This window comes from Roseomonas sp. CECT 9278 (genome assembly GCF_918698155.1).
Classification (GTDB): Bacteria; Pseudomonadota; Alphaproteobacteria; order Acetobacterales; family Acetobacteraceae; genus Neoroseomonas.
The window spans coordinates 1-26,439 of sequence record NZ_CAKKLX010000038.1; the positions used below are offsets into that span (position 1 = coordinate 1).

Annotated in this window: 27 protein-coding genes; 18 read left to right on the forward strand and 9 right to left on the reverse strand. The window is 72.0% G+C overall.

Features of this window, described 5'->3' with window-relative positions:
* The 5 genes from LQ222_RS19775 to LQ222_RS19795 form a co-directional block, all read left to right on the forward strand.
* Window positions 1-517: uroporphyrinogen-III synthase (locus LQ222_RS19775; RefSeq protein WP_230168567.1), on the forward strand; the 517-nt coding region annotated here is incomplete at its 5' end.
* Between the two features lie 69 nt (window positions 518-586).
* The gene (locus LQ222_RS19780; RefSeq protein ID WP_230168568.1) at window positions 587-1,777 is read left to right on the forward strand and encodes a hypothetical protein; all 1,191 of its coding nucleotides are present in this window, start codon (window positions 587-589) and stop codon (window positions 1,775-1,777) included.
* Window positions 1,778-1,786: 9 nt separating this feature from the next.
* A complete protein-coding gene (locus tag LQ222_RS19785) occupies window positions 1,787-3,037 on the forward strand; it encodes a heme biosynthesis HemY N-terminal domain-containing protein (protein ID WP_230168569.1) in 1,251 nt (416 codons plus the stop codon).
* Window positions 3,038-3,098: 61 nt separating this feature from the next.
* Window positions 3,099-4,406, forward strand: coding sequence for a histidinol dehydrogenase (gene hisD, locus LQ222_RS19790; RefSeq protein WP_230168570.1), 1,308 nt, complete (start codon window positions 3,099-3,101; stop codon window positions 4,404-4,406).
* Complete coding sequence (locus LQ222_RS19795) at window positions 4,406-5,170, forward strand: SDR family NAD(P)-dependent oxidoreductase (protein ID WP_230168571.1); 765 nt, start codon at window positions 4,406-4,408, stop codon at window positions 5,168-5,170. Before hisD ends, LQ222_RS19795 begins: the two co-directional genes overlap by 1 nt.
* Window positions 5,171-5,260: 90 nt before the next feature.
* Here LQ222_RS19795 and pcaG read toward each other — a convergent pair whose 3' ends face one another.
* From pcaG to LQ222_RS19815, 4 genes are read right to left on the reverse strand one after another with little or no spacing between them, the layout of a single operon-like run.
* Window positions 5,261-5,815, reverse strand: coding sequence for a protocatechuate 3,4-dioxygenase subunit alpha (pcaG, locus tag LQ222_RS19800; RefSeq protein WP_230168572.1), 555 nt, complete (start codon window positions 5,813-5,815; stop codon window positions 5,261-5,263).
* 4 nt (window positions 5,816-5,819) lie between these two features.
* Window positions 5,820-6,512: a protocatechuate 3,4-dioxygenase subunit beta gene (locus tag LQ222_RS19805; protein ID WP_230168573.1), complete on the reverse strand. Its 693-nt coding sequence runs from the start codon at window positions 6,510-6,512 to the stop codon at window positions 5,820-5,822.
* An 11-nt stretch (window positions 6,513-6,523) separates the two neighbouring features.
* Window positions 6,524-7,138, reverse strand: coding sequence for a fumarate hydratase C-terminal domain-containing protein (locus tag LQ222_RS19810; RefSeq protein WP_230168574.1), 615 nt, complete (start codon window positions 7,136-7,138; stop codon window positions 6,524-6,526).
* Window positions 7,135-8,004 carry a fumarate hydratase gene (locus LQ222_RS19815; protein WP_230168575.1) on the reverse strand — a complete coding sequence of 290 codons (870 nt, stop codon included), beginning with the start codon at window positions 8,002-8,004 and terminating at the stop codon, window positions 7,135-7,137. Before LQ222_RS19815 ends, LQ222_RS19810 begins: the two co-directional genes overlap by 4 nt.
* A gap of 90 nt (window positions 8,005-8,094) precedes the next feature.
* Here LQ222_RS19815 and LQ222_RS19820 point away from each other — a divergent pair, with 90 nt between their 5' ends.
* Genes LQ222_RS19820 through LQ222_RS19850 form a run of 7 tightly spaced genes read left to right on the forward strand, consistent with a single transcriptional unit; the run spans window position 8,095 to window position 13,866 of the window.
* Window positions 8,095-8,706, forward strand: a complete 612-nt coding sequence (locus tag LQ222_RS19820; RefSeq protein WP_230168576.1) for a glutathione S-transferase family protein — start codon at window positions 8,095-8,097, stop codon at window positions 8,704-8,706.
* Window position 8,707: 1 nt separating this feature from the next.
* On the forward strand, window positions 8,708-9,301 hold the full coding sequence (locus tag LQ222_RS19825; RefSeq protein WP_230168577.1) for a carboxymuconolactone decarboxylase family protein: 594 nt from the start codon (window positions 8,708-8,710) through the stop codon (window positions 9,299-9,301).
* A gap of 30 nt (window positions 9,302-9,331) precedes the next feature.
* Window positions 9,332-10,300: a tripartite tricarboxylate transporter substrate binding protein gene (locus LQ222_RS19830; RefSeq protein ID WP_230168578.1), complete on the forward strand. Its 969-nt coding sequence runs from the start codon at window positions 9,332-9,334 to the stop codon at window positions 10,298-10,300.
* A 6-nt stretch (window positions 10,301-10,306) separates the two neighbouring features.
* Entirely contained in the window at window positions 10,307-11,263 is a 957-nt protein-coding gene (locus tag LQ222_RS19835) for a tripartite tricarboxylate transporter substrate binding protein (RefSeq protein WP_230168579.1), read from the forward strand.
* Complete coding sequence (locus LQ222_RS19840; protein ID WP_230168580.1) at window positions 11,260-12,222, forward strand: tripartite tricarboxylate transporter substrate binding protein; 963 nt, start codon at window positions 11,260-11,262, stop codon at window positions 12,220-12,222. Before LQ222_RS19835 ends, LQ222_RS19840 begins: the two co-directional genes overlap by 4 nt.
* Complete coding sequence (locus LQ222_RS19845; protein WP_230168581.1) at window positions 12,219-13,133, forward strand: 2-hydroxyacid dehydrogenase; 915 nt, start codon at window positions 12,219-12,221, stop codon at window positions 13,131-13,133. The genes LQ222_RS19840 and LQ222_RS19845 overlap by 4 nt, the downstream gene beginning before the upstream one ends.
* Window positions 13,120-13,866: a GntR family transcriptional regulator gene (locus tag LQ222_RS19850; RefSeq protein ID WP_230168582.1), complete on the forward strand. Its 747-nt coding sequence runs from the start codon at window positions 13,120-13,122 to the stop codon at window positions 13,864-13,866. Before LQ222_RS19845 ends, LQ222_RS19850 begins: the two co-directional genes overlap by 14 nt.
* On the opposite strand, the gene LQ222_RS19855 is transcribed toward LQ222_RS19850, so the two are convergent.
* Window positions 13,853-14,662 carry an alpha/beta fold hydrolase gene (locus LQ222_RS19855; RefSeq protein WP_230168583.1) on the reverse strand — a complete coding sequence of 270 codons (810 nt, stop codon included), beginning with the start codon at window positions 14,660-14,662 and terminating at the stop codon, window positions 13,853-13,855. The genes LQ222_RS19850 and LQ222_RS19855 overlap by 14 nt on opposite strands.
* A 76-nt stretch (window positions 14,663-14,738) precedes the next feature.
* On the opposite strand from LQ222_RS19855, the gene thrC reads away from it, so the two are divergent.
* From thrC to LQ222_RS19875, 4 genes are all read left to right on the forward strand, one after another.
* Window positions 14,739-16,136 (forward strand): threonine synthase, encoded by a 1,398-nt coding sequence (gene thrC, locus LQ222_RS19860; protein ID WP_230168584.1) that lies wholly within the window; start codon window positions 14,739-14,741, stop codon window positions 16,134-16,136.
* A gap of 93 nt (window positions 16,137-16,229) precedes the next feature.
* On the forward strand, window positions 16,230-17,501 hold the full coding sequence (locus tag LQ222_RS19865) for a pitrilysin family protein (RefSeq protein ID WP_256444051.1): 1,272 nt from the start codon (window positions 16,230-16,232) through the stop codon (window positions 17,499-17,501).
* Window positions 17,498-18,235: a class I SAM-dependent methyltransferase gene (locus LQ222_RS19870; RefSeq protein ID WP_230168585.1), complete on the forward strand. Its 738-nt coding sequence runs from the start codon at window positions 17,498-17,500 to the stop codon at window positions 18,233-18,235. The genes LQ222_RS19865 and LQ222_RS19870 overlap by 4 nt, the downstream gene beginning before the upstream one ends.
* A gap of 58 nt (window positions 18,236-18,293) precedes the next feature.
* A complete protein-coding gene (locus tag LQ222_RS19875; protein ID WP_230168586.1) occupies window positions 18,294-19,619 on the forward strand; it encodes a TldD/PmbA family protein in 1,326 nt (441 codons plus the stop codon).
* Window positions 19,620-19,930: 311 nt separating this feature from the next.
* On the opposite strand, the gene LQ222_RS19880 is transcribed toward LQ222_RS19875, so the two are convergent.
* The 3 genes from LQ222_RS19880 to petA are packed head-to-tail and all read right to left on the reverse strand — an operon-like array spanning window position 19,931 to window position 22,541.
* Window positions 19,931-20,695, reverse strand: coding sequence for a cytochrome c1 (locus tag LQ222_RS19880; protein ID WP_230168587.1), 765 nt, complete (start codon window positions 20,693-20,695; stop codon window positions 19,931-19,933).
* A 17-nt stretch (window positions 20,696-20,712) separates the two neighbouring features.
* Entirely contained in the window at window positions 20,713-21,984 is a 1,272-nt protein-coding gene (locus LQ222_RS19885; RefSeq protein WP_305800026.1) for a cytochrome b/b6, read from the reverse strand.
* An 11-nt stretch (window positions 21,985-21,995) separates the two neighbouring features.
* Window positions 21,996-22,541: a ubiquinol-cytochrome c reductase iron-sulfur subunit gene (gene petA / locus LQ222_RS19890; RefSeq protein ID WP_230168588.1), complete on the reverse strand. Its 546-nt coding sequence runs from the start codon at window positions 22,539-22,541 to the stop codon at window positions 21,996-21,998.
* A gap of 258 nt (window positions 22,542-22,799) precedes the next feature.
* Here petA and hemF point away from each other — a divergent pair, with 258 nt between their 5' ends.
* Window positions 22,800-23,657, forward strand: a complete 858-nt coding sequence (gene hemF / locus LQ222_RS19895) for an oxygen-dependent coproporphyrinogen oxidase (protein ID WP_230168613.1) — start codon at window positions 22,800-22,802, stop codon at window positions 23,655-23,657.
* A gap of 36 nt (window positions 23,658-23,693) precedes the next feature.
* Here the strand turns inward: hemF and LQ222_RS19900 are convergent, their stop codons facing one another.
* On the reverse strand, window positions 23,694-24,725 hold the full coding sequence (locus LQ222_RS19900) for an AI-2E family transporter (RefSeq protein WP_230168589.1): 1,032 nt from the start codon (window positions 24,723-24,725) through the stop codon (window positions 23,694-23,696).
* A 137-nt stretch (window positions 24,726-24,862) separates the two neighbouring features.
* On the opposite strand from LQ222_RS19900, the gene LQ222_RS19905 reads away from it, so the two are divergent.
* Entirely contained in the window at window positions 24,863-26,314 is a 1,452-nt protein-coding gene (locus LQ222_RS19905) for a carboxylesterase (RefSeq protein WP_230168590.1), read from the forward strand.
* Window positions 26,315-26,439: the final 125 nt, after the last annotated feature.

Sequence of the window (26,439 nt, forward strand, 5' to 3'; positions counted from 1 at the left end):
GCCCACGCCGATGCCCGTGCTGGCGGTCGGCGCGGGCACCGCGGCCGAAGCGCGCGCCCGCGGCTTCGCCGATGTCACCGCCGCGCAGGGCGATGCCGCCGCGCTCGCCACGCTGGCCGCGGCGCGGCTCGATCCCGCCGGGGGGCCGCTGCTGCTCGCGGTCGGGCGCGGCTATGGCGCCGATCTGGCCGCCGCGCTGCGGGCGCGGGGCTTTCGCGTGATCCGCCGCGTCGTCTATGCCGCCGCACCCGCCACCGCGCTGCCCGAACCCGCCCGCGCGGCGATCGCGCAGGGGCGCGTGGCGGCCATGCTCGTCACCTCGCCGCGTGGTGCGCGCATCATGGCCACCCTGCTGCGGCGCGCCGGGCTGGCCGATGCCACGCGGGCCATGCGCGCACTGGTGCTCAGCCCCCGCATCGCCGAGGCCCTGGCGCCCTTGCGCTTCGCCGCCGTCGCGATGCCCGCGCGGCCCGACCCCGGCCTGCTGCCTGCGCTGCTCGGTGCGCCGCCGGCTTGAACCGCACCGGCTGGCGCCAGAGGGCGCGCCGGTTGCTATACCTCCCGCCGCTGATCCACGAGGACGGGCATGACCGACGCACCCACGCCGCCGCCGCCGCCCCGCCGCCTGCTCGATCCCGCCGCGATTCCGCTGGTCGCGGGCGGGGCGGTGCTGGTGGTGGCGGCGGCCTGGCTGTGGCTCACGCCGCGCCCGGCGCCGCCGCCGAACCCGACGGCGGCGGCGGTGGCCGCGCTGGAAGCCCGCATCGCCGCGCTGGAATCGATCCCCGCCCGGCTGGCCGCCGCCGAGCAGCGCCGCATCCCGGACCTCGCGCCGGTCGAACAGCGCATCGCCGCCATCGAGGCGCGCCCGCCCATCGACCTCGCGCCGGTCGAGGCGCGCATCGCCGCCCTGCCGCCGCCATCCGACCTGCGCCCGCTGGCCGAACGCCTGGAAGCGCTCGCCGCGCAGATCACCGCGGTCGAGGCGCGCCCGGTGCTGGACCCGCAGGCCTTCGCGCCGCGCGCCGCCGCCGAGGGCCTGTCCACCCGCGCCGAACGCCTGTCGGAACGGCTGGATGCCATCGCCGCGCGGCAGCAGGCCGCCGATGCCGAGGGCATCCGCCGTGTCGAGGACCTGGCGCGCAGCCTGGCCGAACGCCTCGCTGCCGCCGAACGGGCCGAGGGCGAGCGCCTGGCCGCCGCGGCCGGCACGCTGCAACAGCGCGTGAGTGGCGCGGAATCGGCGCTGGTCGCGCGCATCGCCGCGCTTGAAGCCGCGCAGGCGCGCATCGCGGCGCTGGAGGCGCGCGCGGCGCGTATCGCCGCGCTCGATGCGCTGCGCCAGAAGCTCGATGCCGGGCAGGCGCTGGGGCCGGCGCTGGTCGCCTTCCCCAACGCGCCGCCGGCGCTGGTACGCTTCGCCGAGGCCGCGCCGCCCACCGAACCCGCGCTGCGCCTGTCCTTCGAGGATGCGGCGCGCGCCGCGCGGGCGGCCAGCGAGGCCTCGCGCGATGGCCAGGGCGTGCTCGATTCCGCGGTGACGCGGCTGTCCGGCCTGGTCACGGTGCGCCGCGGGCAGGAGGTGGTCTGGGGCGATGCCGCCGCCGCCGAGATCGAACGCGCGCGCCGCGCGCTCGATGCCGGCGACCTGGAGGGCGCGCTGGCGCGGCTGTCCCGCCTGCCCGCCGCCGCGCAGGAGGCGATGCGCCCCTGGGCCGAGCAGGCGCGCGCGCTGTCGGCGGCGCGTGCCGCGCACGCGGCCCTGGCGAACGGCTGAGGCGCGCGGATGCGTCGTGCCCTGCTGTTGCTGACGGGATTGGCCGCGGTCACCGGGCTTGCGCTGTGGCTCGCGCAGGTCGGCGGCACGGTCGAGATCGAGGTCGGCGAGGTCTGGATCGGCATCACCGTCCCGATCGCGGTGATGGGCCTGGCACTGGCCTTCGTGCTGGTGCAGGCGGTGCTGTCGGGGTTGCGCTGGATGGCGGCGGTGCCGGCCCGCCAGCGCGCCGCCCGCCGCGCGCAGCGCCGCGCCGATGGCGATGCGGCGGTGACGCGCGCCCTGGTGGCGCTGGCGGCCGGCACGGCGGAGGCCGCGCGGGTCGAGGTGCGGCGCGCCCGCGTGCTGCTGGGCGATACGCCGCAGACCCTGTTGCTGACCGCCGAGGCCGAGCGCCTGGCCGGGCGCGAGGAGGCCGCCGCCATCGACTTCAAGGCGCTGGCCGAGCGCCCCGATGCGCGCTTCCTCGGCCTGCGCGGCCTGCTGCGCCAGGCGATGCAGCGCGAGGACTGGCCCGCCGCCCAGCGCCTGGCGAAGGAGGCCGAGGCCGCGCAGCCCGGTGCCGCCTGGCTGCGCGAGGAACGCCAGGTGCTGGCCCTGCGCATGCGCGACTGGCGCGAGGCGCTGGCGCTGGCCGCGCCGGATGCGCCGCGCGCGGCCCTGGCGCTGGCGGCCTCCCTGCAGGAGGAAGACGCGTCGCGCGCCGGCGAGTTCGAGAAGCAGGCCGTCGCCGCCGATGCCGGCTTCGCGCCCGGCGCGCTGGCCTATGCGAAGCGGCTGGGCGATGCCGGCGGCGGGCGGCGTGCGCGGGCGGTGCTGGAGCAATCCTGGCTGGCCGCGCCGCATCCCGATATCGGCGCCGCCTGGCTGGCCGGCGAGAAGGACCGCCTGGCGCGGGTGAAGGCGGTGGAGGACCTGGTCCATCGCAATCGCGAACACCCCGAGAGCCGCCTGTTGATGGCGCGCGCCGCGATCGATGCCGGGCTGACCGGGCGGGCGCGCAGCGAGCTGGATGCGCTGGTGGCGACCCGCACGGCCGACCGCCGCGCCTTCCTGATGCTGGCCGAGCTTGAGGAGGTCGAGCACGGCGACACCGCCGATGCCCGCGCCGCCCAGGCCAAGTGGCTGCGCGCGGCGGCCAATGCGCAGGGCGCGCCGCGCTGGCGCTGCGCGGCGTGCGGCGTCGATCACACCACCTGGAAGGCGGAATGCGGGGCCTGCGGCGCGGTCGGGCGAATCGGCTGGGCGGCACCTGGCTGAACGGTTGTCCCGCGCGGCATGCGGGGGCAAGGTCCGCCCCTGACAAGCAGGGGACACCGCCATGGCACGCTGGCTGAAACGATCGATTGCGGCGGCGGAGAAGGACGCGGCGCAAGGCGCCGTGCGCGCGACGGTCGAGGCGCTGCTGGCCGACATCGCCGCGCGCGGCGACGCCGCGGTGCGCGAGATGTCGGTGAAGTTCGACCGCTGGGACCGCGCCGATTTCCGCCTGACCGATGCCGAGATCCGCGACTGCCTGGCCGAGCTGCCGGCGCGTGCGCTGGACGACATCCGCTTCGCGCAGGAGCAGGTCCGCAACTTCGCGCAGCACCAGCGCGAATCGCTGCGTGACATCGAGGTGGAGACGCTGCCCGGCGTGGTGCTGGGGCACCGCAACATCCCGGTGAACTCGGTGGGCTGCTACGTGCCGGGCGGCAAGTATCCGCTGTTGGCCTCCGCCCATATGTCCGTGGTGACGGCGAAGGTGGCGGGGGTGCCGCGCATCGTCACCTGCGCGCCGCCCTTCAATGGCCGGCCGGCGGCAGCGATCGTGGCGGCGCAGCACCTGGCGGGCGCGGACGAGATCCATTGCCTGGGCGGCGTGCAGGCCGTCGGCGCGATGGCGCTGGGGACCGAGAGCATCAAACCCGTCGACATGCTGGTCGGCCCCGGCAATGCCTATGTGGCGGAGGCCAAGCGGCAATTATACGGCCGCGTCGGCATCGACCTGTTCGCCGGGCCGACCGAGACGCTGGTGATCGCCGATGACAGCGTGGATGGCGAATTGTGTGCGACCGACCTGCTGGGCCAGGCGGAGCATGGCCCGACCAGCCCCGCCATCCTGCTGACCGATTCCGAGAAGCTCGCGCGCGACACGATGGCCGAGGTCGAGCGCCTGCTCGCGGTGCTGCCGACCGCCGAGGTGGCGCGCAAGGCGTGGCAGGACTACGGCGAGGTGATCGTCTGCGAGGACCGCGCCGACATGCTGCGCGAGGCAGACCGCATCGCCAGCGAGCATGTGCAGGTGATGACGCGCGACGACGATTTCTTCCTGAAGCACATGACCAACTACGGCGCGCTGTTCCTCGGGCCGCGCACCAATGTCAGCTATGGCGACAAGGTGATCGGCACCAACCACACGCTGCCGACCATGGGGGCCGCGCGCTACACGGGCGGGCTGTGGGTGGGCAAGTTCCTCAAGACCGTGACCTACCAGCGCGTGCTGACCGATGAGGCGAGTGCCATGATCGGCGCCTATTGCTCGCGGCTGTGCATGCTGGAGGGTTTCGCCGGACATGCGGAGCAGGCGAATATCCGCCTGCGGCGCTATGGCGGGCGCAACGTGCCCTATGGGCAGGCTGCCGAATGATGGCGCTGCCGAAGACGCCGTCGTTTCGGCTGGATGGTCGCCGCGCGCTGGTGACCGGCGCGGGGCGCGGCATCGGGCTGGCCGCCGCGGCGGCGCTGGCGCAGGCGGGGGCCGAGGTGGTGCTCGCGGCGCGCAGCGCGACCGAGGTGGAGGAGGCCGCCGCCGCCATCCGCGCCGAGGGCGGGCAGGCGCGCGGGCTGGTGCTGGATGTGACGGACCTTGATGCCGCGGCGCGCGCGATCGAAGCCGCCGGGCCGTTCCACGCGCTGGTCAACAATGCCGGCACCAATCGCCCGGCGCCGTTCCAGGATGTGACCGTCGCTGATTTCGACGCCATCATGGAACTGAACGTGCGCGCGGCCTTCTTCGCGGCGCAGGCTGTCGCGCGCGGGATGATCGCCGCGGGCATCGGCGGGGCCATCGTGCATGTCTCGTCGCAGATGGGGCATGTCGGCGGTGCGCGGCGCAGCGTGTACTGCGCGTCGAAATGGGCGATCGAAGGCCTGGCGCGCGCGATGGCGGTGGACCTGGCACCGCACGGCATCCGCGTGAACACGCTCTGCCCGACCTTCATAGAGACGCCACTGACGAAGCCCTTCTTCGAGGATGCGGCGTTCAAGGCGCAGGTGCTGTCGATGATCCGGCTGGGTCGGCTCGGCCAGGTCGAGGACCTGATGGGGGCGATCGTGTTCCTGTGCTCCGACGCCGCGGCGCTGATGACCGGGTCGTCGGTGGTGGTCGATGGCGGGTGGACGGCGGCCTGAGCGCGCCCGGTGTCGCGCGCGACCGACGGACCTCGCGCGCCATGCCGATAGGCGCGCCGATGACAGGACCATCGGCAGCACCGCGACGCCCTACAGGTCGAAGAAGGGCGTCTCGTTCTCGCCGCGCAGGCGGATGTCGAAGCGGAAGCAGCGCAGGCCCTTCTCGCGCCGCGCGGGCTCGGCCAGCAGCAGCGGGCGCAGCACGGTCGGCACCGCGGCCATGACCGGATCGGCTTCGGTCTCGAAGCCGGGGAAGAACACCGTGGTCAGCACGCGGCGCATCAGCCCGGCACCCATCACCGTGATGTTGGCGTGCGGCGCGCGCGTGCCGGTGGCGTCGGTGAAGCCGCCCGGGATCACCGTGCGGAAGGCGTAGCGTCCCTCGGCATCGGTGAAGGCGCGGCCCCAGCCGAGGAAGGCCGGGTCGGCACCGAAGCGGCCCGCCGCATCGGCCTGCCACATCTCCAGGATGGCGTTGACGCAGGGCACGCCGCCGGCGCGCGTGACGCTGCCGCGCAGCATCACCGCCTCGCCCTGCGTGGTGGGTTCGGCATCGGCTGTCACGCGCGTCAGGTCGTGCTCGGCCGGGCCGATGAATCCGCGCGGGAAGAACGGGCCGATGGTCTGCTGGGAGGTGGGATGCATCGTCTCAGCCCTCCGGCGTCGCGAAGCGGCCGCGCAGCACGATGTCGTGCGTGAAGCCGAGGTGGACGGACCCGACCGAGGCCGGCGGCAGCATCCGCGCCACCATGCGCGACCGCGCCGCTGCATCCGGGATGGATTGCAGGATGCGGTCGATGTCGTTCAGCGGGTCGCCGGGGAAGTACATCTGCGTCACCAGGCGCGACAGGCAGGACGGGCCGAAGACCGAGAAATGCAGGTGCGGCGGGCGCCACCAGGTCTCCTGCACCGGCACGGCATAGGCGCCGGGCTTGATGGTGGTGAAGGCGTAGCGGCCATCGGCATCGCTGCGGATGCGGCCATGGCCTTCGAAGTTGGGGTCGAGCGGCGCGGCGGAGGTGTCGATGGCATGCGCGTAGCGGCCGGCGGCATTGGCCTGCCACAGCTCGACGATGGCACCCACCACGGGGCGGCCAGCTTCATCGAGGATGCGGCCGGAAATCTCCATCAACTGGCCGATGGCGGGTCTGCCCTTGCTGCGTTCCGCGAGGTTCGCCTCGCCGGTCGCGAGCTTGCGGTGCAGCGCCGCGGGCGCGCTGTGTTCCGTCGCACCCGGCGCGCGCGGGAACGGCGCGCGCGCGGGCGTATGCGTCCAGGTATTCGGGTAGCCGGGCACGGGCACCACGGGTTCGATGCCGGGCGGCCAGGGGGTGTCGGGCATGGCGGTCTCCGTCACGATGCGGCGCGCTCGGCAGCGAGGCGCGCGAGGATGTCGGGCATGCGGTCAGCGGCCTGCTGCTGGAGCGTGTCGAACAGGCTGTTGCCATGCGTGTCGATGCCGACGGTCAGCGGCCCGAGCCCTTCGACGGCGAGGCGAACCAGGCGGTAATGCGCCACCAGGTCGGGATAGGCGACCGCGCGCACCGCCTTGATCGCGGCGGAATGCAGCGGCGCGCCGCCGCCGAGGAACGACAGGTAGACGCAGCCGACCTCGGCCATCGCGTCCACGCAGCCGGCATCGAGGCCGCCCTTGCCGCCCACCGCGGTCAGGCCGAAGTGGCGGATCAGCCGCGGCATCAGCGGGTTGAAGCGCGTGCTGGTGGTCGGGTTCATATAAAGGATTTCCAGCCCGCCATCCGCGGTGTCCTGGCTGTAGGAGCCAAGGTGGAACAGCGACCCGCCGTCCAGCGCGATGGGCGGGTCGCGCGCTTCGTCGGCGCAGGCGACCAGGCGCTGGATGGTGGGCAGGCCGGCGGTGATGACGATCTCGCCATCCGCCAGGATCATGTCGCCGGCGCTGAGGCTGCGGGCGTCCTCGCGCGACATGGGGAAGCGGATGGTTCTCATTCCATGCGCTCCACGCGGCCGTCGTTGTGGATGCGCGCGCGCGTGCGCCGGTTGATCCAGCAGTTGAAGCAGACCGCGACCGGCGTGTAGCCGTGGCCCGAGGCGTAATCGACATGCACCGCCAGCGCGGTGGTGTCGCCGCCCGTGCCCATCGGCCCGAAGCCGGTGGCGTTCACCGCGCGCAGCAGGCGCTGTTCCATCGCCGCCAGCACGGGTTCGGGGTTGGTGGTGCCGATGGCGCGCATCGTCGCCTTCGAGGCGATGCGCGCGGCGACATCGAAACTGCCACCGATGCCCACGCCGATGATCACCGGCGGGCAATGCTGCGACCCCGCCTGCATCACCACCTTCATCACGTACGCCTCGATCTGCGCGAGGCTGGGGAAGGAGAAGGTCTCCAGCGCCGCCCAGCGGCCCGAACCGAGCGCCTTGGGCTGGCACAGGATCTCGACCCAGTCGGCGCCGCCGGCGACATCCCAGGTGACGAGGGGCATGTCGCGGCCCTTGTAGCCGCGTTCGTTGGTCAGCGGATTGGTCACGTGCTTGAGCAAGGGCGGGCTGATGCGTTCGACCAGTTCGTCGAAGCCGTCGCTGATCGCGGCCTTGATGTCGCCATCGAGCCGCGCCGCGGTGCCGATCGTGACATGGAACACGGGCACGCCGGCGTCGGAGCAGACGAAGCGGTCCTCCGCCTCGGCCTTGCGGGCGGAACCGAGCATCATGCGCAGCACCTGGCGCGCACCATCCTGCGTCTCGCTGGCGAGCGCGGTCTCCAGCCCGGCCAGCGTATCCGGCGGCACGCGCCGCAGCGACCAGTCGTAGAGCTGCGCCGAGAGCGCCTTCACGGCGTCATAGGTGATCGGCATCCGTGCGGCCGTTCCTTCCTCCCTGGACGTGCGTGACGCCCGCGCTAAAGTCATACATATGACCTAACGAGGCAAGGGGGATCGCCAAGGATGATGAAGCTGCACTGGTCGCCGCGATCGCCCTTCGTGCGGAAGGTGATGGTGGCGGCGCATGAACTGGGCGTGGTGGATCGCATCACGACCGTGCGCACCGTGGTCGCGATGGACAAGGTCGCGCCGGAACTGCTGCCTGACAATCCGCTCGGCAAGATCCCGACGCTGGTGCTCGAGGACGGCACCGTGCTGTACGACAGCGCCGTCATCATCGAATATCTCGACAGCCTGGGCGGTGGTGGGCGGATGGTCCCGGCGGCGGGGCCGGCGCGCTTCACCGAACTGCGCCGCCATGCGTTGGCGACCGGCTTCCTCGACCTGCTGATCCTGTGGCGCGGTGAACGCGCCAAGGCCGCACCGCCCGCCGCCCTGCTGGACGCCTTCGCGGTGAAGGCCGACTCCGCGCTGCGCGCCATCGATGCCGAGATCGACGCGATCGCCGCCACACCCGCCGGCATCGCGCAGATCACCTTCGCCATTGCCGGCGACTACATGGATTTCCGTTTCGCCGACCTGGGCTGGCGCGACCGCGCGCCGCGCTACGCCGCCTGGCAGGCGCGCTTCCGCGAACGCCCGTCGATGCTCGCCACGCCCGTGGTGGATGGCTGACATGCCGCGCATCCCGCTGCCCTCCACGCGCGACGACCTGGTCGATGACGCGCAGCGCGAGGTCTGGGACCGCGTCGTCTCCGGCCCGCGCGGGCGCGTGGTGGGGCCGCTGCGCGCGGCGATCCATGCGCCCGACCTCGCGCGCGCCTGGTCGTCGCTGGGGGAATCGCTGCGCTTCGGCACGTCGCTCGGCAAGCGGCTGTCGGAACTCGCCATCATCGTCACGGGACGTCGCTGGTCGGCGCAGGTGGAATGGACCGTCCACGCGCAGGCCGCCGCCGATGCCGGCGTCGAAGCCGACATCATCGCCGCCATCCGCGATGGCGCGCCGCCGCGCTTCGCGCAGCCTGACGACGCGCTGGTCTATGACTACACCCGCCTGCTGCTGCGCGACGGCACCGTGCCCGCGGCGCTGCACGCCCAGGTCACGCAGCGCTTCGGCGTCAAGGGCGTGGTCGAGCTGACCGCGCTGGTCGGCTACTACTCCATGGTCGCGATGACGCTGAACGCGCACGAGATCCCGCTGCCCGACAACGCCGCGCCGCAACTGGCCGCGCCGGCCGAAGGATTGTTCGACCAGCCACCGCCAGGCTGACACTGACGACACCCGGGAGGAAACAACATCATGATCCGCAGACGGACCGCTCTCACCGCCATCGTGCTGCCGGCGCTGGTCGGCCGCGCGCAGGCGCAGGCCTTTCCCGACCAGCCGGTACGCCTTGTCGTGCCCTTCGCCGCCGGCGGGCCCGCCGACCTGATCGCGCGCACCATCGGGCGCGTGATGGGCGAACGCCTCGGCAAGCCCGTGATCGTCGAGGCGCGCGCCGGCGCGGCCGGGCTGATCGGCGTGGAGCATGTCGCGAAGTCGCGCCCGGACGGGCAGACGCTGGTGCTCGCCAGCAGTGGCGCCATGGTCATCCTGCCGCATCTGCAGCCGAACATGCCCTATGACCCGCGGCGCGATCTCTCGCCGATCACGCAGGTGCTGGGCGTGCCGCAGATCGTCGCCACCGCACCGGGCCTCGGGCCGCGCACCCTGGCGGAGCTGGTCGCCATGGCGAAGGCGCGGCCGGGGCAGCTGACCTACGGCTCGGCGGGCATCGGCTCCTCGCTGCATCTGGCGGGCGAGCTGTTCAAGCTGCGCGCGGGCATCGACCTCACGCATGTGCCCTTCCGCGGCGCCGCGCCAGCGGTGACGGAACTGCTGGCCGGGCGCATCAACATCCTGGCGGCCGACGTGCCGGCGTTGCTGACGCATGTGCGCGCGGGCAGCGTGCCGGCGCTGGCCATCACCGCGCCGCAGCGGCTGGAGCTCTTGCCGGACGTGCCGACGGCAGTGGAAGCCGGCGTGCCGGGCTTCGTCAGCGAGACCTGGTACGGCGTGCTCGGCCCCGCCGGCATCCCGGCCGATCGCGTTGCGATCCTGCACGCCGCGACCAAGGCCGCGCTGGAGGATGCCGAGACGCGGCGCGTGCTGCTCGGCCAGGGCGGGCGCATCGTCGGCAGCACGCCGGAGGAATTCGCCGCCTTCATCCGCGGCGCCTACGATTCCTGGGGCGATGTCGTGCGCGCCACCGGGATGCGGCTGGAGTAGCGCGCCATGCATCGCAGGACATTCCTGGCCGCCGCGCTCGCCGCCGGCCCCGCCCATGCGCAGGCCTGGCAGCCGGCGCGGCCGCTGCGCATCATCGTCCCGCTCGCGCCGGGCGGCACCGCGGATACGCTGGCGCGCATCATCGCCGATCCGATGGGCGCGATCCTCGGCCAGCCCGTGATCGTGGAGAACCGCCCCGGCGGCACCGGCACCGTCGCCGCCATCATGGTGGCGCGTGGGCCGGCGGATGGGCTGACGCTGCTCTATTGCCCGCCGCCGATCCAGATCCTGAACCCGCTGATGATGCGCAACATCCCCTATGACGCGATGGCGGATTTTTCCCTCGTTGTCGCGCTGATGCGCGCGCCGAAGCTGCTCGTGGTGCGCCCGGATTTCCCGGCGCGCGACGTGGCGGGGCTGATCGCGCTGGCGAAGGCGCGGCCCGGCGGCATCACCTATGCGAGTTCGGGCATCGGGTCCTCGGCGCATCTGGCCGGTGCGTTGTTCGCGCAGCTGGCGGGCATCGAATTGCTGCACGTGCCCTATCGCGGCACGGCGCCGGGCGTGCAGGACCTCATGGCCGGGCGCGTCGACATGGTGATGGACACCGCGGCCGCACTGCTGCCCCTGGTGCGCGAGGGCCGGCTGCGCGCACTCGCCGTCAGCACGCGCGACCCCGCGGCGGCCGCACCCGAGTTGCCGACCATCGCCGCCACGGTGCCGGGCTTCCACGACGCATCGTTCAACTACCTGGTCGTGGCGTCCCGCACGCCGCCGGAGGCGATCGCCGCGCTCAACGCCGCGGTGAACCGCGTGCTGGCGGACCCTGCCATCCGTGCGCGCTTCGAAGCCCTTGGCGCCGAGCCGCTCGGCGGCACGCCAGCCGCGCTGGCAACCATGGTCCAGGATGAGATCGCCCGCTGGCGCGGCGTGATCGAAGCACAGAGGATCACCATCGAATGAGACTGCATCGCCGCACGCTGCTTGCCGCTGTCGCGCTGCCGCTGCCCGCGCTGGCGCAGCCGGCCTTTCCCGCCCGCCCGCTGCGCCTGGTCGTGCCCTTCGCCGCCGGTGGGTCGGCCGATGCCTCCGCGCGCATGCTGGCCGAACCGCTCGGTGCCGCGCTCGGCCAGCCGGTGGTGGTGGACAACCGGCCAGGCGGTGGCGCCACCATCGGCGCGCAGGCGGTGGCGCGCGCCGCGCCCGATGGGCTGACGCTGCTGTACGGCACGCCCGGGCCGCAGATCATCAACCCCTGGCTGATGCGCTCCGTGCCCTACGACCCGGTGCGGGATTTCGCGCCGGTGTCGGGCTACAAGCGCGCGCCGAACCTGTTCGCGGTGCATCCGTCGATCCCGGCGCGCGATGTCGCGGAGCTCATCGCACTGGCGCGCGCGCAGCCGGGGCGGTTGTCCTTCGCGTCCTCGGGCATCGGGTCGTCCTCGCATCTCGCGGGTGAATTGCTGAAGTTCATGGCGCAGGTGGACATCACGCATGTGCCCTATCGCGGCACCGGGCCGGCGCTGACCGACCTGCTGGGCGGCACGGTCAGCATGGCGCTGGATACGCTGTCCATCCTGTTGCCGCCGTCGCGCGCGGGGAACCTCCGCGCGCTCGGCGTCACCACGCCGCAGCGGTCCGCGCTCGCCCCCGACCTGCCGGCGCTGGCCGAGACGTTGCCGGGCTTCGATGCCGCGCCGTTCAACTACATCGCGACCACCGCGGGCACGCCGGCACCCGCCATCGCGCGGCTGAACGCGGCGATCGTCGGCATCCTGAACGACCCCGCCTATCGCGCGCGCATGGAGGCGCTGGGCGAGGAAGCGACACCCTCGACGCCCGAGGAACTCGCCGCCACCATCGCCGCCGAGAGCGCGCGCTGGAAACAGGTGATCGAAGCCGCCGGGATCCGCGCCGAATGACCGAGACCATCCTGCTGCTCTCCGCGATTCCCGCCGACCTGCGCGCGGCGCTCGCGTCCCGCTACACGTTGGCCGAGGACGCGCCGGGTGCCACGCATCCCGGTGTGCGTATCGCCGTCACGATGGCCCTGGCCGGCGCGGGCGAAGCGCATTTCGCGCGGCTGCCGGACCTCGGCCTGCTGTCCTCGCAGGGTGCGGGGCTGGAACGCATCGACCTGCCCGCCGCCGCGCGCCGCGGCATCGCCGTGGCCTATACGCCCGACGTGATGACCGAGGACGTGGCCGATGCCGCGATCGGCCTGATGTACGCCGCCGCGCGCCGTGTCGCGGAAGCCGACCGCTTCGTGCGCGCCGGGCGCTGGAACAGCGAGCGCATGGGCCTGGGCATCAGCCTGCACCGCAAGGCGGCGGGGGTGGTCGGGCTCGGGCGGATCGGGCAGGCCATTGCGCGGCGCTGCGCGGGCCTCGGCATGGATGTGGCGTGGACCGGGCCCCGGGCGAAGCCCGACCAGCCCTGGCCCTACGTCGCCGATATCCGCGCGCTGGCGGAACGCTCCGACGTGCTGATCCTGGCCACGCCCGGCGGTGCCGGCACCGACCGGATGGTGGATGCCAGCGTGTTGGCGGCGCTGGGTGCGCGCGGCGTGCTGGTGAACATCGCGCGCGGGTCGGTGGTGGATGAAGCGGCGTTGCTCGATGCGCTGGAATCGCGCGGCATCGCTGGCGCGGGGCTCGATGTCTTCGCGCGCGAACCGGGCCTCGACCCGCGCTTCCTCGCGCTCGACAACGTGGTGCTGGCGCCGCATTCCGCCTCGCTCACCATCGAGACGCGGGCCGCGCTGGTGGCGCGCATCATCGACGACATCGAGGCCTTCCGCGCCGGGCGCCCCTTCGTCAATGCCGCCGCCTAGCGCCGCCGTCGACTTCAGCCGCAGCGCGGTGGCGCGCTACATCCAGCTCGCCACGCTGTTCAGGCGCCGCATCGACCAGGGCGCCTGGCGGCCGGGCGCGCGGATTCCGACCGTGGATGAGCTGGCGGCGGAATGCGGCGTGGCGCGCGCCACCATCCGCCAGGCGCTGGATCAGTTGGAAGCGGACGGGCTGATCGAACGCTTTCGCGCGCGCGGCACCTTCGTGCGCGCGACGCCGGCGGCGAACCGCCTGTGGTGCGAGGTCGAGACCGACTGGTCCGGCCTGCTGCGCTCTCGCGAGGGTGCGCGCATCGAAATCCTGTCCGAGACACCCGGAATCGACGCGGCCGACCTGCCGCTCGTCGATCTCGGCCGCCCTGCCGCGCGCTACAGCCATATCCGCCGCCGCCACTGGCGCGACGGCGCGCCCTTCCTGCTGGCCGATGTGTACCTGGATGAACGCCTGCGCCCGAAGGTCTCCGACGACGAGCTGCGCAGCCGCACCGCGCTGAAGCTGGTCGCCGCCATTCCCGGCGTGCGCGTGGCCGATGCGCGCCAGGTGCTGACCATCGGCAGCGCCGATGTCGAGACCGCCGCCGCCCTGCGCATCCCATTGAACGCGCCGATCGCGCATGTGCGCCGCGCGGCGGTGGATGCGCGCGGCGTGCTGCTGCTGGTCGCCGACGGGATCTACCGCGGCGACCTGGTGCGCATCGACATCAAGCTGCGCTGAAGATCCGCCGCGCGAAGGCGACCAGCGCGGCGGCCGTCGCTTCCGGCTGCTCGGGCAGCAGCGCGTGGCCGGCGCGGTCGATCACCACGCGCGTCACCTGCGGGCCGAGGGCGTCGCGCAATTCGTCCTCGGAAGGCGGCGCTGCGATCGCGTCCTCGGCCGCCGCGACATACAGCAGCGGGCGGTTCTCCGCCGCGCGCAGCCAGGCGCGGTCGGTGGTCGCCTCGCGCGCCGCGCGCTGCGCCAGCGCGACATCCTTGTGCCAGCCCTCCAGCCAGACCGACGCATCATTCCCTGGCGCGAAATAGCCGCGGCGCAGGTGCTCCAGCCGCTCGGCCGCGGGCAGGTCGGTGTCGAAGCTGCCGGCGATGGCGGCGCTGATCTCGGGCCGCACCGTGGTGCCGGTGACGGCGGCCAGCATGGCGCAGCCGGCCACCAGGTCCGGGCGCGCATGGGTGATGATGCGCGCGACCCAATTGCCCGCCGCGTGGCCGGCGACCAGCGCCGGGCCGATGCGCTCGGCCTGCATGGCGGCGATCACGTCGGCCGCCATGTCGTGCAGGGTGGCGCCCGCGCGCAGCGGGTCGGACCGGCCGATACCGCGCGGCTCCGGGCGGATCAGCCGCAGCCCGCCGGCCACCAGCAGCGGCGCGATGCCGTCGAAATCCTCCTGCCCGCGGCCCAGCGAGGGCAGCAGCACCAGCGGATGCCCGGCGCCCATCGTGAAGACCTCCAGCGTGCCGGAGGGCAGCTCGTGCAGGTGCATTTCCCAGGCCGGGGATGGGGCAGCGGTCATGGCGGGTCCTCCGTGTCGCGGAAGGATAGCGCGGCGCCCCCTCGCCGTCCCGGCCCGCAGCCGGTAAAGACGCGCCATGCGCTACATCTCCACCCGCGGGCAGGCCGCCCCGCGCGATTTCGAAGCGGTCCTGCTGGCGGGCCTCGCCGAGGATGGCGGGCTGTTCGTGCCGGAGGCGTGGCCGGTGCTCAGCCCCGCCGAATGGCGTGCGATGCGCGGCCTGCCCTATCCGGCGCTGGCGGCGCGCATCCTGGCGCTGTTCGGTGCCGGCGCCATGCCGCTGCAGGCGATGTGCGACGAGGCCTATGCCGGCTTCGGCCACCCGGCGGTGGTGCCGCTGGTGCAATTGGATCACCGCTGCTTCGCGCTGGAGCTGTTCCACGGGCCCACGCTCGCCTTCAAGGACATGGCGCTGCAACTGCTCGGCCGCATGTTCGACCACGTGCTGGACAAGCGCGGGGAACGCGTGACGATCGTCGGCGCGACCAGCGGCGATACCGGTTCCGCCGCCATCGAGGCCTGTCGCGACCGCGCCGCCATCGACATCGTCATCCTGCATCCCGAGGGCCGCACCAGCGAGGTTCAGCGCCGGCAGATGACCTCCGTGCTGGCGCCCAACGTGAAGAACATCGCGGTGAAGGGCGATTTCGACGCCTGCCAGGACCTGGTGAAGGCGATGTTCAACGACGCGCCCTTCCGCACCGAGATGCGCTTGTCGGCGGTGAATTCCATCAACTGGGCGCGCATCGCCGCCCAGGTGCCCTACTACGCCGCCGCCGCGCTGGCGCTCGGCGCGCCGGACCGCGAGGTCGCGGTCAGCGTGCCCACCGGCAATTTCGGCAATGTGCTGGCAGCCTGGGTGGCGCGGCGGATGGGGCTGCCGATCAGCCACTTCATCATCGGGTCCAACCGCAACGACATCCTGGCGCGCTTCCTCGCGTCCAACGACATGTCGGCGCAGCCGGTCGAACCCTCGCTGTCGCCGTCCATGGACATCCAGGTGTCGTCGAACTTCGAGCGCCTGCTGTTCGAACTGCTCGGCCGCGACGGCGCCGCCACCGCGGACTCCATGACCCGCTTCCGCGCCGAGGGCCGCATGCCGGTGCCCGACGCCGCCTGGCGCGAGGCCACGGCCCTGTTCCGCGGCTTCACCCTGGACGATGCCGGGACGCTGGCGGAAATCCGGCACCTGTGGACCACCGGGCAATATCTGGCCGACCCGCATACCGCGGTCGGCACCGCCGCCGCCCGCGCCCTGGCGCCGGAGGACGCCGCCATCCCGGTGATCGTCGCCGCCACGGCCCACCCGGCGAAGTTCCCCGACGCCGTGGAACGCGCCACCGGCATCCGCCCGCCATTGCCCGCGCGCCTGGCCGACCTGTACCAGCGCGAGGAACGCTTCGAGACGCTGCCCGGCGACCTCACCGGCATCGAGGCCGCGGTGCGCGCCCATGCCCGGCGCAACGCCGCGTGACCCCCGCGCCCAAGGGCGCTGCACCTGGCCCGATGCGGAACCGCGGGCGAGACGCTACATAGAGCTGACACTTCCCAGCCCAGGACCCCGCCCTTGTCCCAGACCGATGCCGTCCGCCTGACCCGCCTGCCCAACGGCCTGACCGTGGTGTCCGAGACCATGCCGCGCGTCGAGACCGTGTCGGTCGGCGCGTATATCGGCGTCGGCACGCGGCACGAGGCGCCGGAGGTGAACGGCGTCTCCCACTTCCTGGAACACATGGCGTTCAAGGGCACCGCGCGCCGCGACGCCGCCGCCATCGCGCGCGAGGTCGAGAACGTCGGCGGCCACCTCAACGCCTATACCGCGCGCGAGCAGACCGCCTTCTACGCCAAGGTCCTCAAGGAGGACACCGCGCTGGCGGTGGACGTGATCGGCGACATCCTCACGCATTCCACCTTCATCCCGGAGGAACTGGAGCGCGAGCGCGGCGTGATCCTGCAGGAGATCGGCCAGGCCAACGACACGCCCGATGACATCGTCTTCGACCATTTCCAGGAAACCGCGTTTCCGTCCCAGGCCATGGGCCGCCCCGTGCTCGGCACCGAGGCCAGCATCAAGGCCATGAGCCGCGACGCGCTGATGGGCTACATGCGCGGCCATTACGGGCCGGGCGCCACGGTGGTCGCCGCCGCTGGCGCGCTGGAGCACGACACGCTGCTCGACCTGGTGCGAACGCATTTCGCGGACCTGCCGGCGACCAGCGCCACCACGCCCGAGCCCGCGCGCTACGGCGGCGGCGAATTCCGCGAAACCCGCGAGCTGGATCAGGTGCACATCGTGCTGGGCTTTCCGTCGGTGCAGCATGGCGATCCGATGCACTATCCGACGCAGCTGCTCTCCACGCTGCTCGGCGGCGGCATGTCGTCGCGGCTGTTCCAGGAAATTCGCGAAAAGCGCGGCCTGGTCTATTCGATCTATTCCTTCGCCTCGCCGTTCCGCGACGGCGGGCTGTTCCAGATCTACGCCGGCACCGGGGAGAAGGAAGCCGGCGAGCTGATGCCGGTGACCATCGAGGCCCTGCGCGCCGTGCAGCACGACGTGACCGAGGATGAGCTCAACCGCGCCAAGGCGCAGCTGCGCGCCTCCCTGTTGATGTCGCTGGAATCGACCGGCAGCCGCTGCGAGCAGTTGGCCCGCCAGCTCCAGGTCTTCGGCCGCGTCATCCCGGTCGAGGAGACCAAGGCGAAGATCGCCGCCGTGACGGTGGACCAGGTGCAGCAGGCGGCCGCGCAGATGTTCCGCGCGCGCCCCACCCTCGCGGCGATGGGCCCGGCCGAGCACGTGCCCGGCGTGGATGCGATCATGGAGCAGCTGGCCTCGTGACCGACGCCGCGCCCGCCGTCGCGACCGAGCTGCCGCCGCCGCGCCCGACCCACACCACCCGGCGCGTCAATGCGCTCGCCGCGCGCCTGGGTGCCCGCCGCTACCTCGAGATCGGCGTGCAGAAGGGCCATACCTTCCGCACGGTGACGATCGAGCAGCGCGTCGGCGTCGATCCGCGCTTCCAGTTCGACACGGCGGCGGTCGCGAACGAGACCACCACGCTGCACGCCATGACGAGCGACCGCTTCTTCGCCGAGGCGGCCGGCACCAGGCCCTTCGACATCGTCTTCATCGACGGGCTGCACGTGTTCGAACAGGTGGTGCGCGACCTGACCAACGCCGTGGCCTGGACCGGCTGGGACTCGGCGATCCTGATCGACGACACCATCCCGATCGACGTCTATTCGGCGCTGCCGGTGCAGCGCGACGCGATCCGCATGCGCCAGCAGGCCGGCGGGCGCGGCGGGCAGTGGCACGGCGATGTCTTCAAGATCGCCTTCCTGATCCACGATTTCTTCCCCTTCCTCGACTACCGGACCATCGACGGCACGGACAATCCGCAGACCCTGTGCTGGCGCGCCCAGGGGCCGGCGCGCACGCCGGTGTTCAACAGCCTGGAACGGATATCCCGCCTGACCTGGTTCGACCTGCAGGCGCATGGCGAGATCATGCGCAAGGCCAGCGAGCAGGACGCGATCGACCTGTGTGCCGCGGCGATCGGCGCGCGCCGCTGAAGCGCCCTGCACCGGCGGCCCATCCCGTGGCTGCGGAACACTTTTGCGAAGGCATGACATGGACCGCCTCGATACCCTGTCCGACCTGATCGCCGCGGCCCGCCGGGCCGGGGCGGATGCCGCCGATGCGCTGCTGGTGTCCTCCGCCGCGCTGTCGGTGAAGCGGCGCATGCGGCAGATCGAACAGCTCGAACGCTCCGAGGGCTTCGACATCGGGCTGCGGGTCTTCATCGGCCAGCGCCAGGCCATCGTCGCCTCGACCGACCCCGACCCGAAGGGCTTCGCCGCCCTGGCCGAACGTGCCGTCGCCATGGCGCGGGTGGTGCCGGAGGATCCGTATGCCGGGCTGCCGGCGCAGGTCGCGATCCCGCCGCGCGCGCTCGACCTGCATGACACGGCCGAGCCCTCGGCGGAGGCGCTGCTCGAACGTGCCGCGCTGGCGGAGGAAGCCGCGCTCGCGGTGGCCGGCGTGACCAACAGCGAAGGCGCGGATGCCGGCTGGAGCCGCAGCGAGATCGCGCTCGCGGCCTCCAACGGCTTCGCCGGGGGCTATGTGCGGACCTCGCATTCCATCTCCGCCACCGCGCTCGCGGGCAGCGGCACGGGGATGGAGCGCGACTACGACTGGTCCTCCACCGTGCACCTCGTGGATCTCGATGACCCGGTGGCGATCGGGCGGCGCGCGGCGGAGCAGGCGGTGCGCCGGCTCAACCCGACGCGGCCGCGCACCGCGCGCCTGCCGGTGGTGTTCGATGCGCGGGTGGCGGGCAGCCTGCTCGGCCACCTGTCCGGCGCGATCAACGGCGCGGCGGTGGCGCGCGGCACATCCTTCCTGAAGGACCGCATGGGCGACCGCGTGCTGGCCGCGGGGCTGGTGGTGCGCGACGATCCGCTGCGCCCGCGCGGCCTGCGGTCGCGCCCCTTCGACGGGGAGGGGATGCCGGGCGCGGCGCGCGCCATCATCGACGACGGCGTGCTGACCACCTGGCTGCTGGATTGGCGCAGCGCGCGGCAGCTGGGCCTGGCCTCGACCGGCCATGCCAGCCGCGGCACCGGCGGGCCGCCGGGGCCGGCGGCGACCAACCTGTGGCTGGAACCCGGCAGCCTGACGCCGGCCGCGATGATGGCCGACATCACCGAGGGCCTGTTCGTGACCGACCTGATCGGCATGGGCGTGAACGGCGTGACCGGCGACTACAGCCGCGGCGCCGCCGGCTTCATGATCCGCAACGGCGCCCTGGCCGAGGCCGTCAGCGAGGTGACCATCGCGGGCAATCTCCGCGACATCTTCCTCAACATGACGCCGGCGAATGACCTGGCCTTCCGCCGCGGCACCGACAGCCCGACCGTGCGGATCGAGGGTCTGACGCTGGCCGGCGCGTAGAGCATCATCCGTTCAAACGGGTCGTTTGGACGGGTCAAGAGGCTCGCAAGAAGAATGGTCCCGGGCATCATCCGTTCAAACGGAGTCGTTTGGACGGGCAAGGATGCTCGCAAGAACAATGGTCGAGAGCCGTCGTCGTGAGCCGAAGCGAACGGAGGCGGCTCTACCGCGGATCCCGATCGGACGGACTCATCTGATCGGGAAGCGAAGCGCGGGTCACCACCCGGCCAAGCGCGCGCCGACCTGGTTCCCAACGAAAAACGGCCCGAGGCGATGCCCCGGGCCGTTCGCACTGCGCGATCGCGCCGCGGTCAGTGCACGTCGGCCCAGATCTTCCGCTTCACGGCATAGGCCAGGCCGCCGAGGATGGTCAGGAACAGGATGATCTTCACGCCCATGGCGCGGCGCTGTTCCAGCTCGGGCTCGGCGGCCCATTGCAGGAAGGTGGCGACGTCGCGGGCCATGTTCTCGACCGTGCCGGGCGTGCCGTCGGCGAATTCCACCTGGTCCGGATTGAGCGGCGCGCCCATCGCGATCTGGTGGCCCGGGAAGTAGCGGTTATAGTTCATGCCCTCGCCCATCGTGACGCCGGGCGGCGGGTCGGCATAGCCGGTCAGCAGCGCATAGAGGTAGTCCGCCCCGCCGTTGCGCGCCTTGGCGATCACCGACAGGTCGGGCGGATAGGCGCCGTTGTTCGCGGCACGTGCCGCCTGCGGGTTGGGGAAGGGGCTGCGGAAGCGGTCGGAGGGGCGGCCGGCGCGCTCGAACATCGCGCCTTCGTCGTTCGGGCCGTCCTGGATCTGGTACTGCGCGGCGATGGCCGCGACCTGCTGCTCGGACAGGCCGAGCTCGCGCAGGTTGCGGTACGACAGCAGGCGCATCGCATGGCAGTTGGCGCAGACTTCCTTGTAGACCTGGAAGCCGCGCTGCGCGCTGGCGCGGTCGTAGGTGCCGAAGATCCCGTCGAAGGAGAAGGGATGGTTCGGGATGGCGATCGCTTCCCCGGCCGCGCGGGCCGGGGTTGCGGTGGCCAGGGCGCCGATCAGGGCGAAGGCGCCCAGGGCAGTGCGAAGCATGGTCGTCCTCATCACGGTCACGCCTTGTCCATCGGCTTCGCGGCGGCGCCCGCGGGCATCGGCCCGCCGCCGCCGAGCACGGCGCGGGCGATGCTCTCGGGCAGCGGCAGCGGCTTCTCGAGCCGTGCCAGCAGCGGCAGGATCACCAGGAAGTAGCCGAAGTAATAGGCGGTGGCGATCCGGCTGACGGTCACATACGGCTCCTCGGCCGGCATGCCGCCGCAATACATCAGCACGAAGAAGCACACCGTCCAGAGCAGGAAGGCGATGCGCGCCACCGGGCGGAAGCGCATGGAGCGCACCGGCGACCCATCGAGCCAGGGCAGCACGAACAGCACCAGGATGGAGCCGAACATCAGCAGCACGCCGCCCAGCTTGTCGGGCACCGCGCGCAGGATGGCGTAGAAGGGCAGGAAGTACCATTCCGGCACGATATGCGCGGGCGTCACCAGCGGGTCCGCCGGGATGTAGTTGTCCGGGTGGCCGAGGAAGTTCGGCGCGAAGAACACCAGCGAGGCGAAGACGATGAAGTAGATCACTAGGCCGAAGCTGTCCTTCGCCGTGTAGTACGGGTGGAAGGGCAGGGTGTCCTGCGGGCCCTTCGGTTCGACGCCGAGCGGGTTGTTCGACCCCGTGATGTGCAGCGCCACCACGTGCAGGAAGACCACGCCCACGATCACGAAGGGCAGCAGGTAGTGCAGCGAGAAGAAGCGGTTGAGCGTGGGGTTGTCCACGCTGAAGCCGCCCCACAGCAGCGTCACGATCCAGTCGCCCACGAAGGGGAAGGCGCTGAACAGGTTGGTGATGACCGTCGCGCCCCAGAAGGACATCTGGCCCCAGGGCAGCACGTAGCCCATGAAGGCGGTCGCCATCATCAGCAGGAAGATGACCACGCCCAGCATCCACAGCAATTCGCGCGGCGCCTTGTAGGAGCCGTAGTACATGCCGCGCCAGATGTGCACGAACACCACGATGAAGAACATCGAGGCACCGTTCATGTGCACATAGCGGATCAGCCAGCCGAAATTCACGTCGCGCATGATGCGCTCGACGGAATCGAAGGCCATCGCGGTATGCGGCGTGTAGTGCATCGCGAGGAAGATGCCGGTCGCGATCATGATCATCAGGTTGACCATGGCGAGCGCGCCGAAATTCCAGAAATAGTTGAAATTCCGGGGAGTCGGGAAGGTCCCGTACTCCTTCTGCATCATTGTGAAGACGGGCATCCGCTGGTCGATCCAGCGGATCACGGGGTTCTTGATGTCGCTGTTGTGCAGGCCGATGGCCATGGTCGCGCTCCTCAGCCGATCTTGATCTTCGTGTCGGACGTGAAGGCGTATTGTGGAACTTCAAGGTTCCGCGGCGCCGGCCCCTTACGGATGCGTCCCGATGTGTCGTAGTGGCTGCCGTGGCAGGGGCAGAACCAGCCGCCGTAGTCGCCGCGCGGGTCCGTCGGCTTCTGGCCGAGCGGCACGCAGCCCAGATGCGTGCAGATGCCGATCACGACCAGCCACTGGTCCTTCTGCACGCGCGACTGGTCGGTCGCCGGGTCGGGCAGCTGCGACAGCGGCACGGCGCGCGCTTCCTGGACCTCGGCCGGGGTGCGGTTGCGCACGAAGACCGGCTTGCCGCGCCACATCACCGTGACGGCCATGCCCTCGGCGATCGGCGCGATCTCGACATCCGTGCTCGACAGCGCGAGCACGTCGCGCGCCGGCTGCATCGAGGCGATGAACGGCCAGGCGATGGCGCCCACGCCCACGCCCACGAAGGCCGTCGTCACCAGGGTGAGAAAGTCCCGCCGCGGCGTCCCGTCGGACGCGGCCACACCTGACCCTTCCGCCATTCCACACCATCCTTTTCGCCGGGACCCCCGCCCTGCGGGAACGCCACCGACCGTATCGAACACAAACCGGTGCCGCCCGAGGCACCCACGAGGCGGACCGGGCGCGTGCCGATCCGCCCGCTGCCCGTCCTGCGCGGCCGTGGTTATAAGGGGGCGTCGCGCGGGGTGTCCATGGCACCGTGCCGCCATTTTCGGGAGTGGTGCATGAAGAACGAGACAATCGACGCCCCGCGGGGTGCCGCACCGGCGGACCACCCCATGACGGCGCCCGCGCGCGCCTGGTTCGAAACGCTGCGCGACCGGATCTGCGCCAGCTTCGAGATGATCGAGGACGAGCTGGCCGGCGGCCCGCACCGCGACCTGCCGGCCGGCCGCTTCCAGCGCACCGCCTGGGACCGGCCCGAGGGCGGCGGCGGCGTGATGTCGGTGATGCGCGGGCGGGTCTTCGAGAAGGTCGGCGTCAATGTCTCGACCGTGTTCGGGGAATTCAGCCCGGAATTCCGCAAGCAGATCCCCGGCGCCGAGGGCGACCCGCGGTTCCTCGCGACCGGCATCTCCCTGGTGGCGCACCTGCGCAACCCGCTGGTGCCGGCCGTCCACATGAACACCCGCTTCATCGTCACCACCAATGCCTGGTTCGGCGGCGGCGGGGACCTCACGCCCATGTTCCCCGACAGCGCCGAGGCGGCCGAGGACGCGGCCGGCTTCCACGCCGCCTACAAGGCCGCCTGCGACAAGGCCGACCCGACCTACTACCCGCGCTTCAAGCAGTGGTGCGACGAGTACTTCTTCCTGCCGCACCGCAACGAACCGCGCGGCCTGGGCGGCATCTTCTACGACTGGCTGGGCGACCGCACGCCGGGCCATGGCATCGAGGCCGACTTCGCCTTCACGCGGGATGTCGGGATGGCCTTCCTGGAAGCCTATCCGCCCATCGTGCGCCGGCGCATGCGTGAACCCTGGACCGCCGACCAACGCCAGGCCCAGCTGGTCCGCCGCGGCCGCTACGTCGAATTCAACCTGATCCACGACCGCGGCACGCTGTTCGGCCTGCGCACCGGCGGCAATGTCGAGGCGATCCTGATGTCCCTGCCGCCCGAGGTCGCCTGGCCGTAGGGCAGCACTGCCCGTGCCGGGCCGTGCCGTCGCGGGTCAGTCCCGCGGTGCGTGGCGGCCCGACAGCAGGTCCGCCACCCAGCGGCTGCCGTCGAACTGCTCGCACAGGGTCAGCACCGCGATCAGCACCGGCACGCCGATGAAGGCACCCGGGATGCCCCACAGGAAGGCGCCCAGGAACACCGCCACCAGCACCATGAACGGGGAGACCGCCAGGTAGTTCCCGGTCAGCCGCGGCTCCAGGTAGGACCCGATCAGGAACTGGATGACCTGCAGCACCGCGAAGATGGTCACCACGGTTTCCCACGAGCCGAACTGCAGCAATGCCACCGCGGTCGGGAACACGGTCGCCACCAGCGGCCCGATGAAGGGGATGTAGTTCAGCACGAAGGCGATCACGCCCCATTCGGCCGCGAGGTCGAGCCCCATGGCGCGCGCGAAGGCCCAGACCAGCACGCCGGTCAGCACGCTCGCGATGGTGCGGACCATCATGTAGACGCGCAGCTTCGATGCGCTGGCCGCCAGCCCCGCCAGCACCCGCCGCGCCGCCGGCTTGCCCTCCATGCGCTCGAGCTGCGAGGCCACCTGGCGCACCTCCAGCAGCCCCAGGATGACGAAGACCGCGGTCACCACCAGGAAGCTGATGACCCCCCGCAACTGCCCCAGCACGCCCTGCGCCACGCCCACCATCCAGCGCGTGTCGAATTGCGCGGCCAGCAGCCCCGCGCCTTCCACGCCGCGCGCCTCCAGCCAGGCGACCTTGGCGGCATAGAGCGCCTGGAACTGCCCCGCATTGGCGATCACCCACTGCGCCACGCGCCCGAAGGCCCAGGCGATCGCCAGCACCATCACCGCCACCACCGCGCAGGCCACCAGGATGGTGCCGATCAGCGCGAGACCCTCCGGGATGCGCGCCTGCACCGCGCGCTGGAACGGCCAGGCCAGCCCGATGACGAACAGCGCGAAGGCGATCGGCGCGAAGATGGATTGCCCGGCCTGCAGCGCCGCCGCCGCCAGCACGGCGGCGCACAGGCCGACCAGGATGCGTGTTCCGCTGTCGACGGTCATCGGGCTCCACGCCAGTCCGGGATCAGCCCGCACCCTGGTTTGCGGCGCGGCCGCGCGCAAGGGCTTCGGTGCGCCGCCGCTTCCGTGCGACACAAGGCGCCAGGAACGGGGACGCCGCGTCATGCGGCGCGGGGTTGATGGTCGCCTTCACTCGACGTTGGCTGGTGCGCGGCGCCGGCCTTTTGCTGGGCGTGATCGCGCTGGTGCTGGTGCTGCGGATCTACGACGTGCAGCGCGGCCCGCCGCTCGGCCCCTGGCACACCGTGGTGCCCGCGGAAATGACCCGCGCCGCCATGGAAACCGCCGATTGGCGCGCCTGGCTGGCGGCCGAGCAGGCGGTGATGGAAACGGTCCGGCGCGAGGTGACCGAGGCGCTGGACACGCCCGAACGCGTGCCGGTCAACCGCTACTTCGCCGGCAGCCCCATGCATGCGCCGGGCTTCGCGCAGGACTGGAACCGCTCCTTCATCCTGGAACCGGACGGCCCGCCGAACGGCGTCGCGGTGTTCCTGCATGGCCTGACCGACGCGCCCTTCAGCATGCGCCACCTGGCCGAGGCCTATCGTGCGCGCGGCTTCCTCGCGATCGGCATCCGCATGCCCGGCCATGGCAGCGTGCCGGCCGGCCTGACGGATGCGGTGTGGGAGGACTGGATGGCGGCGACGCGCCTCGCGGTGCGTACCGCGCGCGCCCGCCTGCCCGAAGGCCCGCTGCACCTGGTGGGCTATTCCAATGGCGGTGCGCTGGCGCTCAAGCACGCGCTGGACGCCGTCGAGGACCCCCGCCTGCCGCAGGCCGACCGCATCGTGCTGCTCTCGCCCATGGTGGGGGTCACGGCCTTCGCGCGCTTCGCCGGCATCGCGGGGCTGCCGGCGCTGCTGCCACGCTTCGCCAAGACCGCGTGGCTCGACATCCAGCCGGAATTCAACCCGTTCAAGTACAATTCCTTCCCGGTCAATGCGGCGCGCCAGACGCATCGGCTGACCGCGGCCTTGCAGGCGCAACTGGATCGGCTGGCGGTGGCCGGGCGGCTCGCGGGGTTGCCGCAGGTGCTGACCTTCCAGTCGGTGGTGGATGCCACCGTCTCGACGCCGGCGGTGCTGACGGCGCTGTACGCGCGCCTGCCGGCGGGGGGCGAGCACGAGGTGGTGCTGTTCGACCTCAATCGCGACATCCGCTTCGGGCCGCTGTTCGCGCCGGGTGCGGATGCGGCGCTCGAGCGCATCGTGGCGCCGGCGCCGCGGCATTATGCGCTGACCGTGATCGGCACCGACGGCGCCGGCACCGTGGCGGCGCGGGTCATGCCGGCCGGGGCGACGCAGGCGCAGGTGCAGCCGCTCGGCCTGTCCTGGCCGCGCGATGTCTTCTCGCTGTCGCATGTCGCACTGCCCTTCCCGCCGGAGGATGGGCTCTATGGCGCGCAGCCCGCGCCGGGCGACGATTTCGGCGTGCGGCTGGGGGCGCTCGCGCTGCGCGGCGAACGCGGTGCGCTGGTGATCGGGCTCGACAGCTTCGCGCGGGTCACGTCGAATCCGTTTTTCCCCTACATCATCGACCGGCTGTCGGAGGCGCTGCCGCAGCCGCGCTGATCCTGGGACGTGGTGGGCAGCGCCGGGATGCGCGGCCCAGCGGCGGGCGGTGTCACGCCTTCGCACTTGCCGCGCCCCGTGCCGCGCGGCATGTGGCATCATCCTGCGATCACGCCTGACCGAGC

What these genes read in the sequence shown, in the direction of transcription:
- LQ222_RS19905 (WP_230168590.1), top strand. Translation starts at nt 24,863, where the DNA reads ATGGTCGCCTTCACTCGACGTTGGCTGGTGCGCGGCGCCGGCCTTTTG.
- hisD (WP_230168570.1), top strand. Translation starts at nt 3,099, where the DNA reads ATGGCACGCTGGCTGAAACGATCGATTGCGGCGGCGGAGAAGGACGCG.
- LQ222_RS19815 (WP_230168575.1), bottom strand. Translation starts at nt 8,004, where the DNA reads ATGCCGATCACCTATGACGCCGTGAAGGCGCTCTCGGCGCAGCTCTAC.
- LQ222_RS19825 (WP_230168577.1), top strand. Translation starts at nt 8,708, where the DNA reads ATGCCGCGCATCCCGCTGCCCTCCACGCGCGACGACCTGGTCGATGAC.
- petA (WP_230168588.1), bottom strand. Translation starts at nt 22,541, where the DNA reads ATGGCGGAAGGGTCAGGTGTGGCCGCGTCCGACGGGACGCCGCGGCGG.
- LQ222_RS19845 (WP_230168581.1), top strand. Translation starts at nt 12,219, where the DNA reads ATGACCGAGACCATCCTGCTGCTCTCCGCGATTCCCGCCGACCTGCGC.
- LQ222_RS19820 (WP_230168576.1), top strand. Translation starts at nt 8,095, where the DNA reads ATGATGAAGCTGCACTGGTCGCCGCGATCGCCCTTCGTGCGGAAGGTG.
- LQ222_RS19785 (WP_230168569.1), top strand. Translation starts at nt 1,787, where the DNA reads ATGCGTCGTGCCCTGCTGTTGCTGACGGGATTGGCCGCGGTCACCGGG.
- LQ222_RS19880 (WP_230168587.1), bottom strand. Translation starts at nt 20,695, where the DNA reads ATGCTTCGCACTGCCCTGGGCGCCTTCGCCCTGATCGGCGCCCTGGCC.
- LQ222_RS19875 (WP_230168586.1), top strand. Translation starts at nt 18,294, where the DNA reads ATGGACCGCCTCGATACCCTGTCCGACCTGATCGCCGCGGCCCGCCGG.
- LQ222_RS19830 (WP_230168578.1), top strand. Translation starts at nt 9,332, where the DNA reads ATGATCCGCAGACGGACCGCTCTCACCGCCATCGTGCTGCCGGCGCTG.
- LQ222_RS19805 (WP_230168573.1), bottom strand. Translation starts at nt 6,512, where the DNA reads ATGCCCGACACCCCCTGGCCGCCCGGCATCGAACCCGTGGTGCCCGTG.
- hemF (WP_230168613.1), top strand. Translation starts at nt 22,800, where the DNA reads ATGACGGCGCCCGCGCGCGCCTGGTTCGAAACGCTGCGCGACCGGATC.
- pcaG (WP_230168572.1), bottom strand. Translation starts at nt 5,815, where the DNA reads ATGCATCCCACCTCCCAGCAGACCATCGGCCCGTTCTTCCCGCGCGGA.
- LQ222_RS19835 (WP_230168579.1), top strand. Translation starts at nt 10,307, where the DNA reads ATGCATCGCAGGACATTCCTGGCCGCCGCGCTCGCCGCCGGCCCCGCC.
- LQ222_RS19850 (WP_230168582.1), top strand. Translation starts at nt 13,120, where the DNA reads ATGCCGCCGCCTAGCGCCGCCGTCGACTTCAGCCGCAGCGCGGTGGCG.
- LQ222_RS19795 (WP_230168571.1), top strand. Translation starts at nt 4,406, where the DNA reads ATGGCGCTGCCGAAGACGCCGTCGTTTCGGCTGGATGGTCGCCGCGCG.
- LQ222_RS19840 (WP_230168580.1), top strand. Translation starts at nt 11,260, where the DNA reads ATGAGACTGCATCGCCGCACGCTGCTTGCCGCTGTCGCGCTGCCGCTG.
- thrC (WP_230168584.1), top strand. Translation starts at nt 14,739, where the DNA reads ATGCGCTACATCTCCACCCGCGGGCAGGCCGCCCCGCGCGATTTCGAA.
- LQ222_RS19780 (WP_230168568.1), top strand. Translation starts at nt 587, where the DNA reads ATGACCGACGCACCCACGCCGCCGCCGCCGCCCCGCCGCCTGCTCGAT.
- LQ222_RS19900 (WP_230168589.1), bottom strand. Translation starts at nt 24,725, where the DNA reads ATGACCGTCGACAGCGGAACACGCATCCTGGTCGGCCTGTGCGCCGCC.
- LQ222_RS19810 (WP_230168574.1), bottom strand. Translation starts at nt 7,138, where the DNA reads ATGAGAACCATCCGCTTCCCCATGTCGCGCGAGGACGCCCGCAGCCTC.
- LQ222_RS19855 (WP_230168583.1), bottom strand. Translation starts at nt 14,662, where the DNA reads ATGACCGCTGCCCCATCCCCGGCCTGGGAAATGCACCTGCACGAGCTG.
- LQ222_RS19885 (WP_305800026.1), bottom strand. Translation starts at nt 21,984, where the DNA reads ATGGCCATCGGCCTGCACAACAGCGACATCAAGAACCCCGTGATCCGC.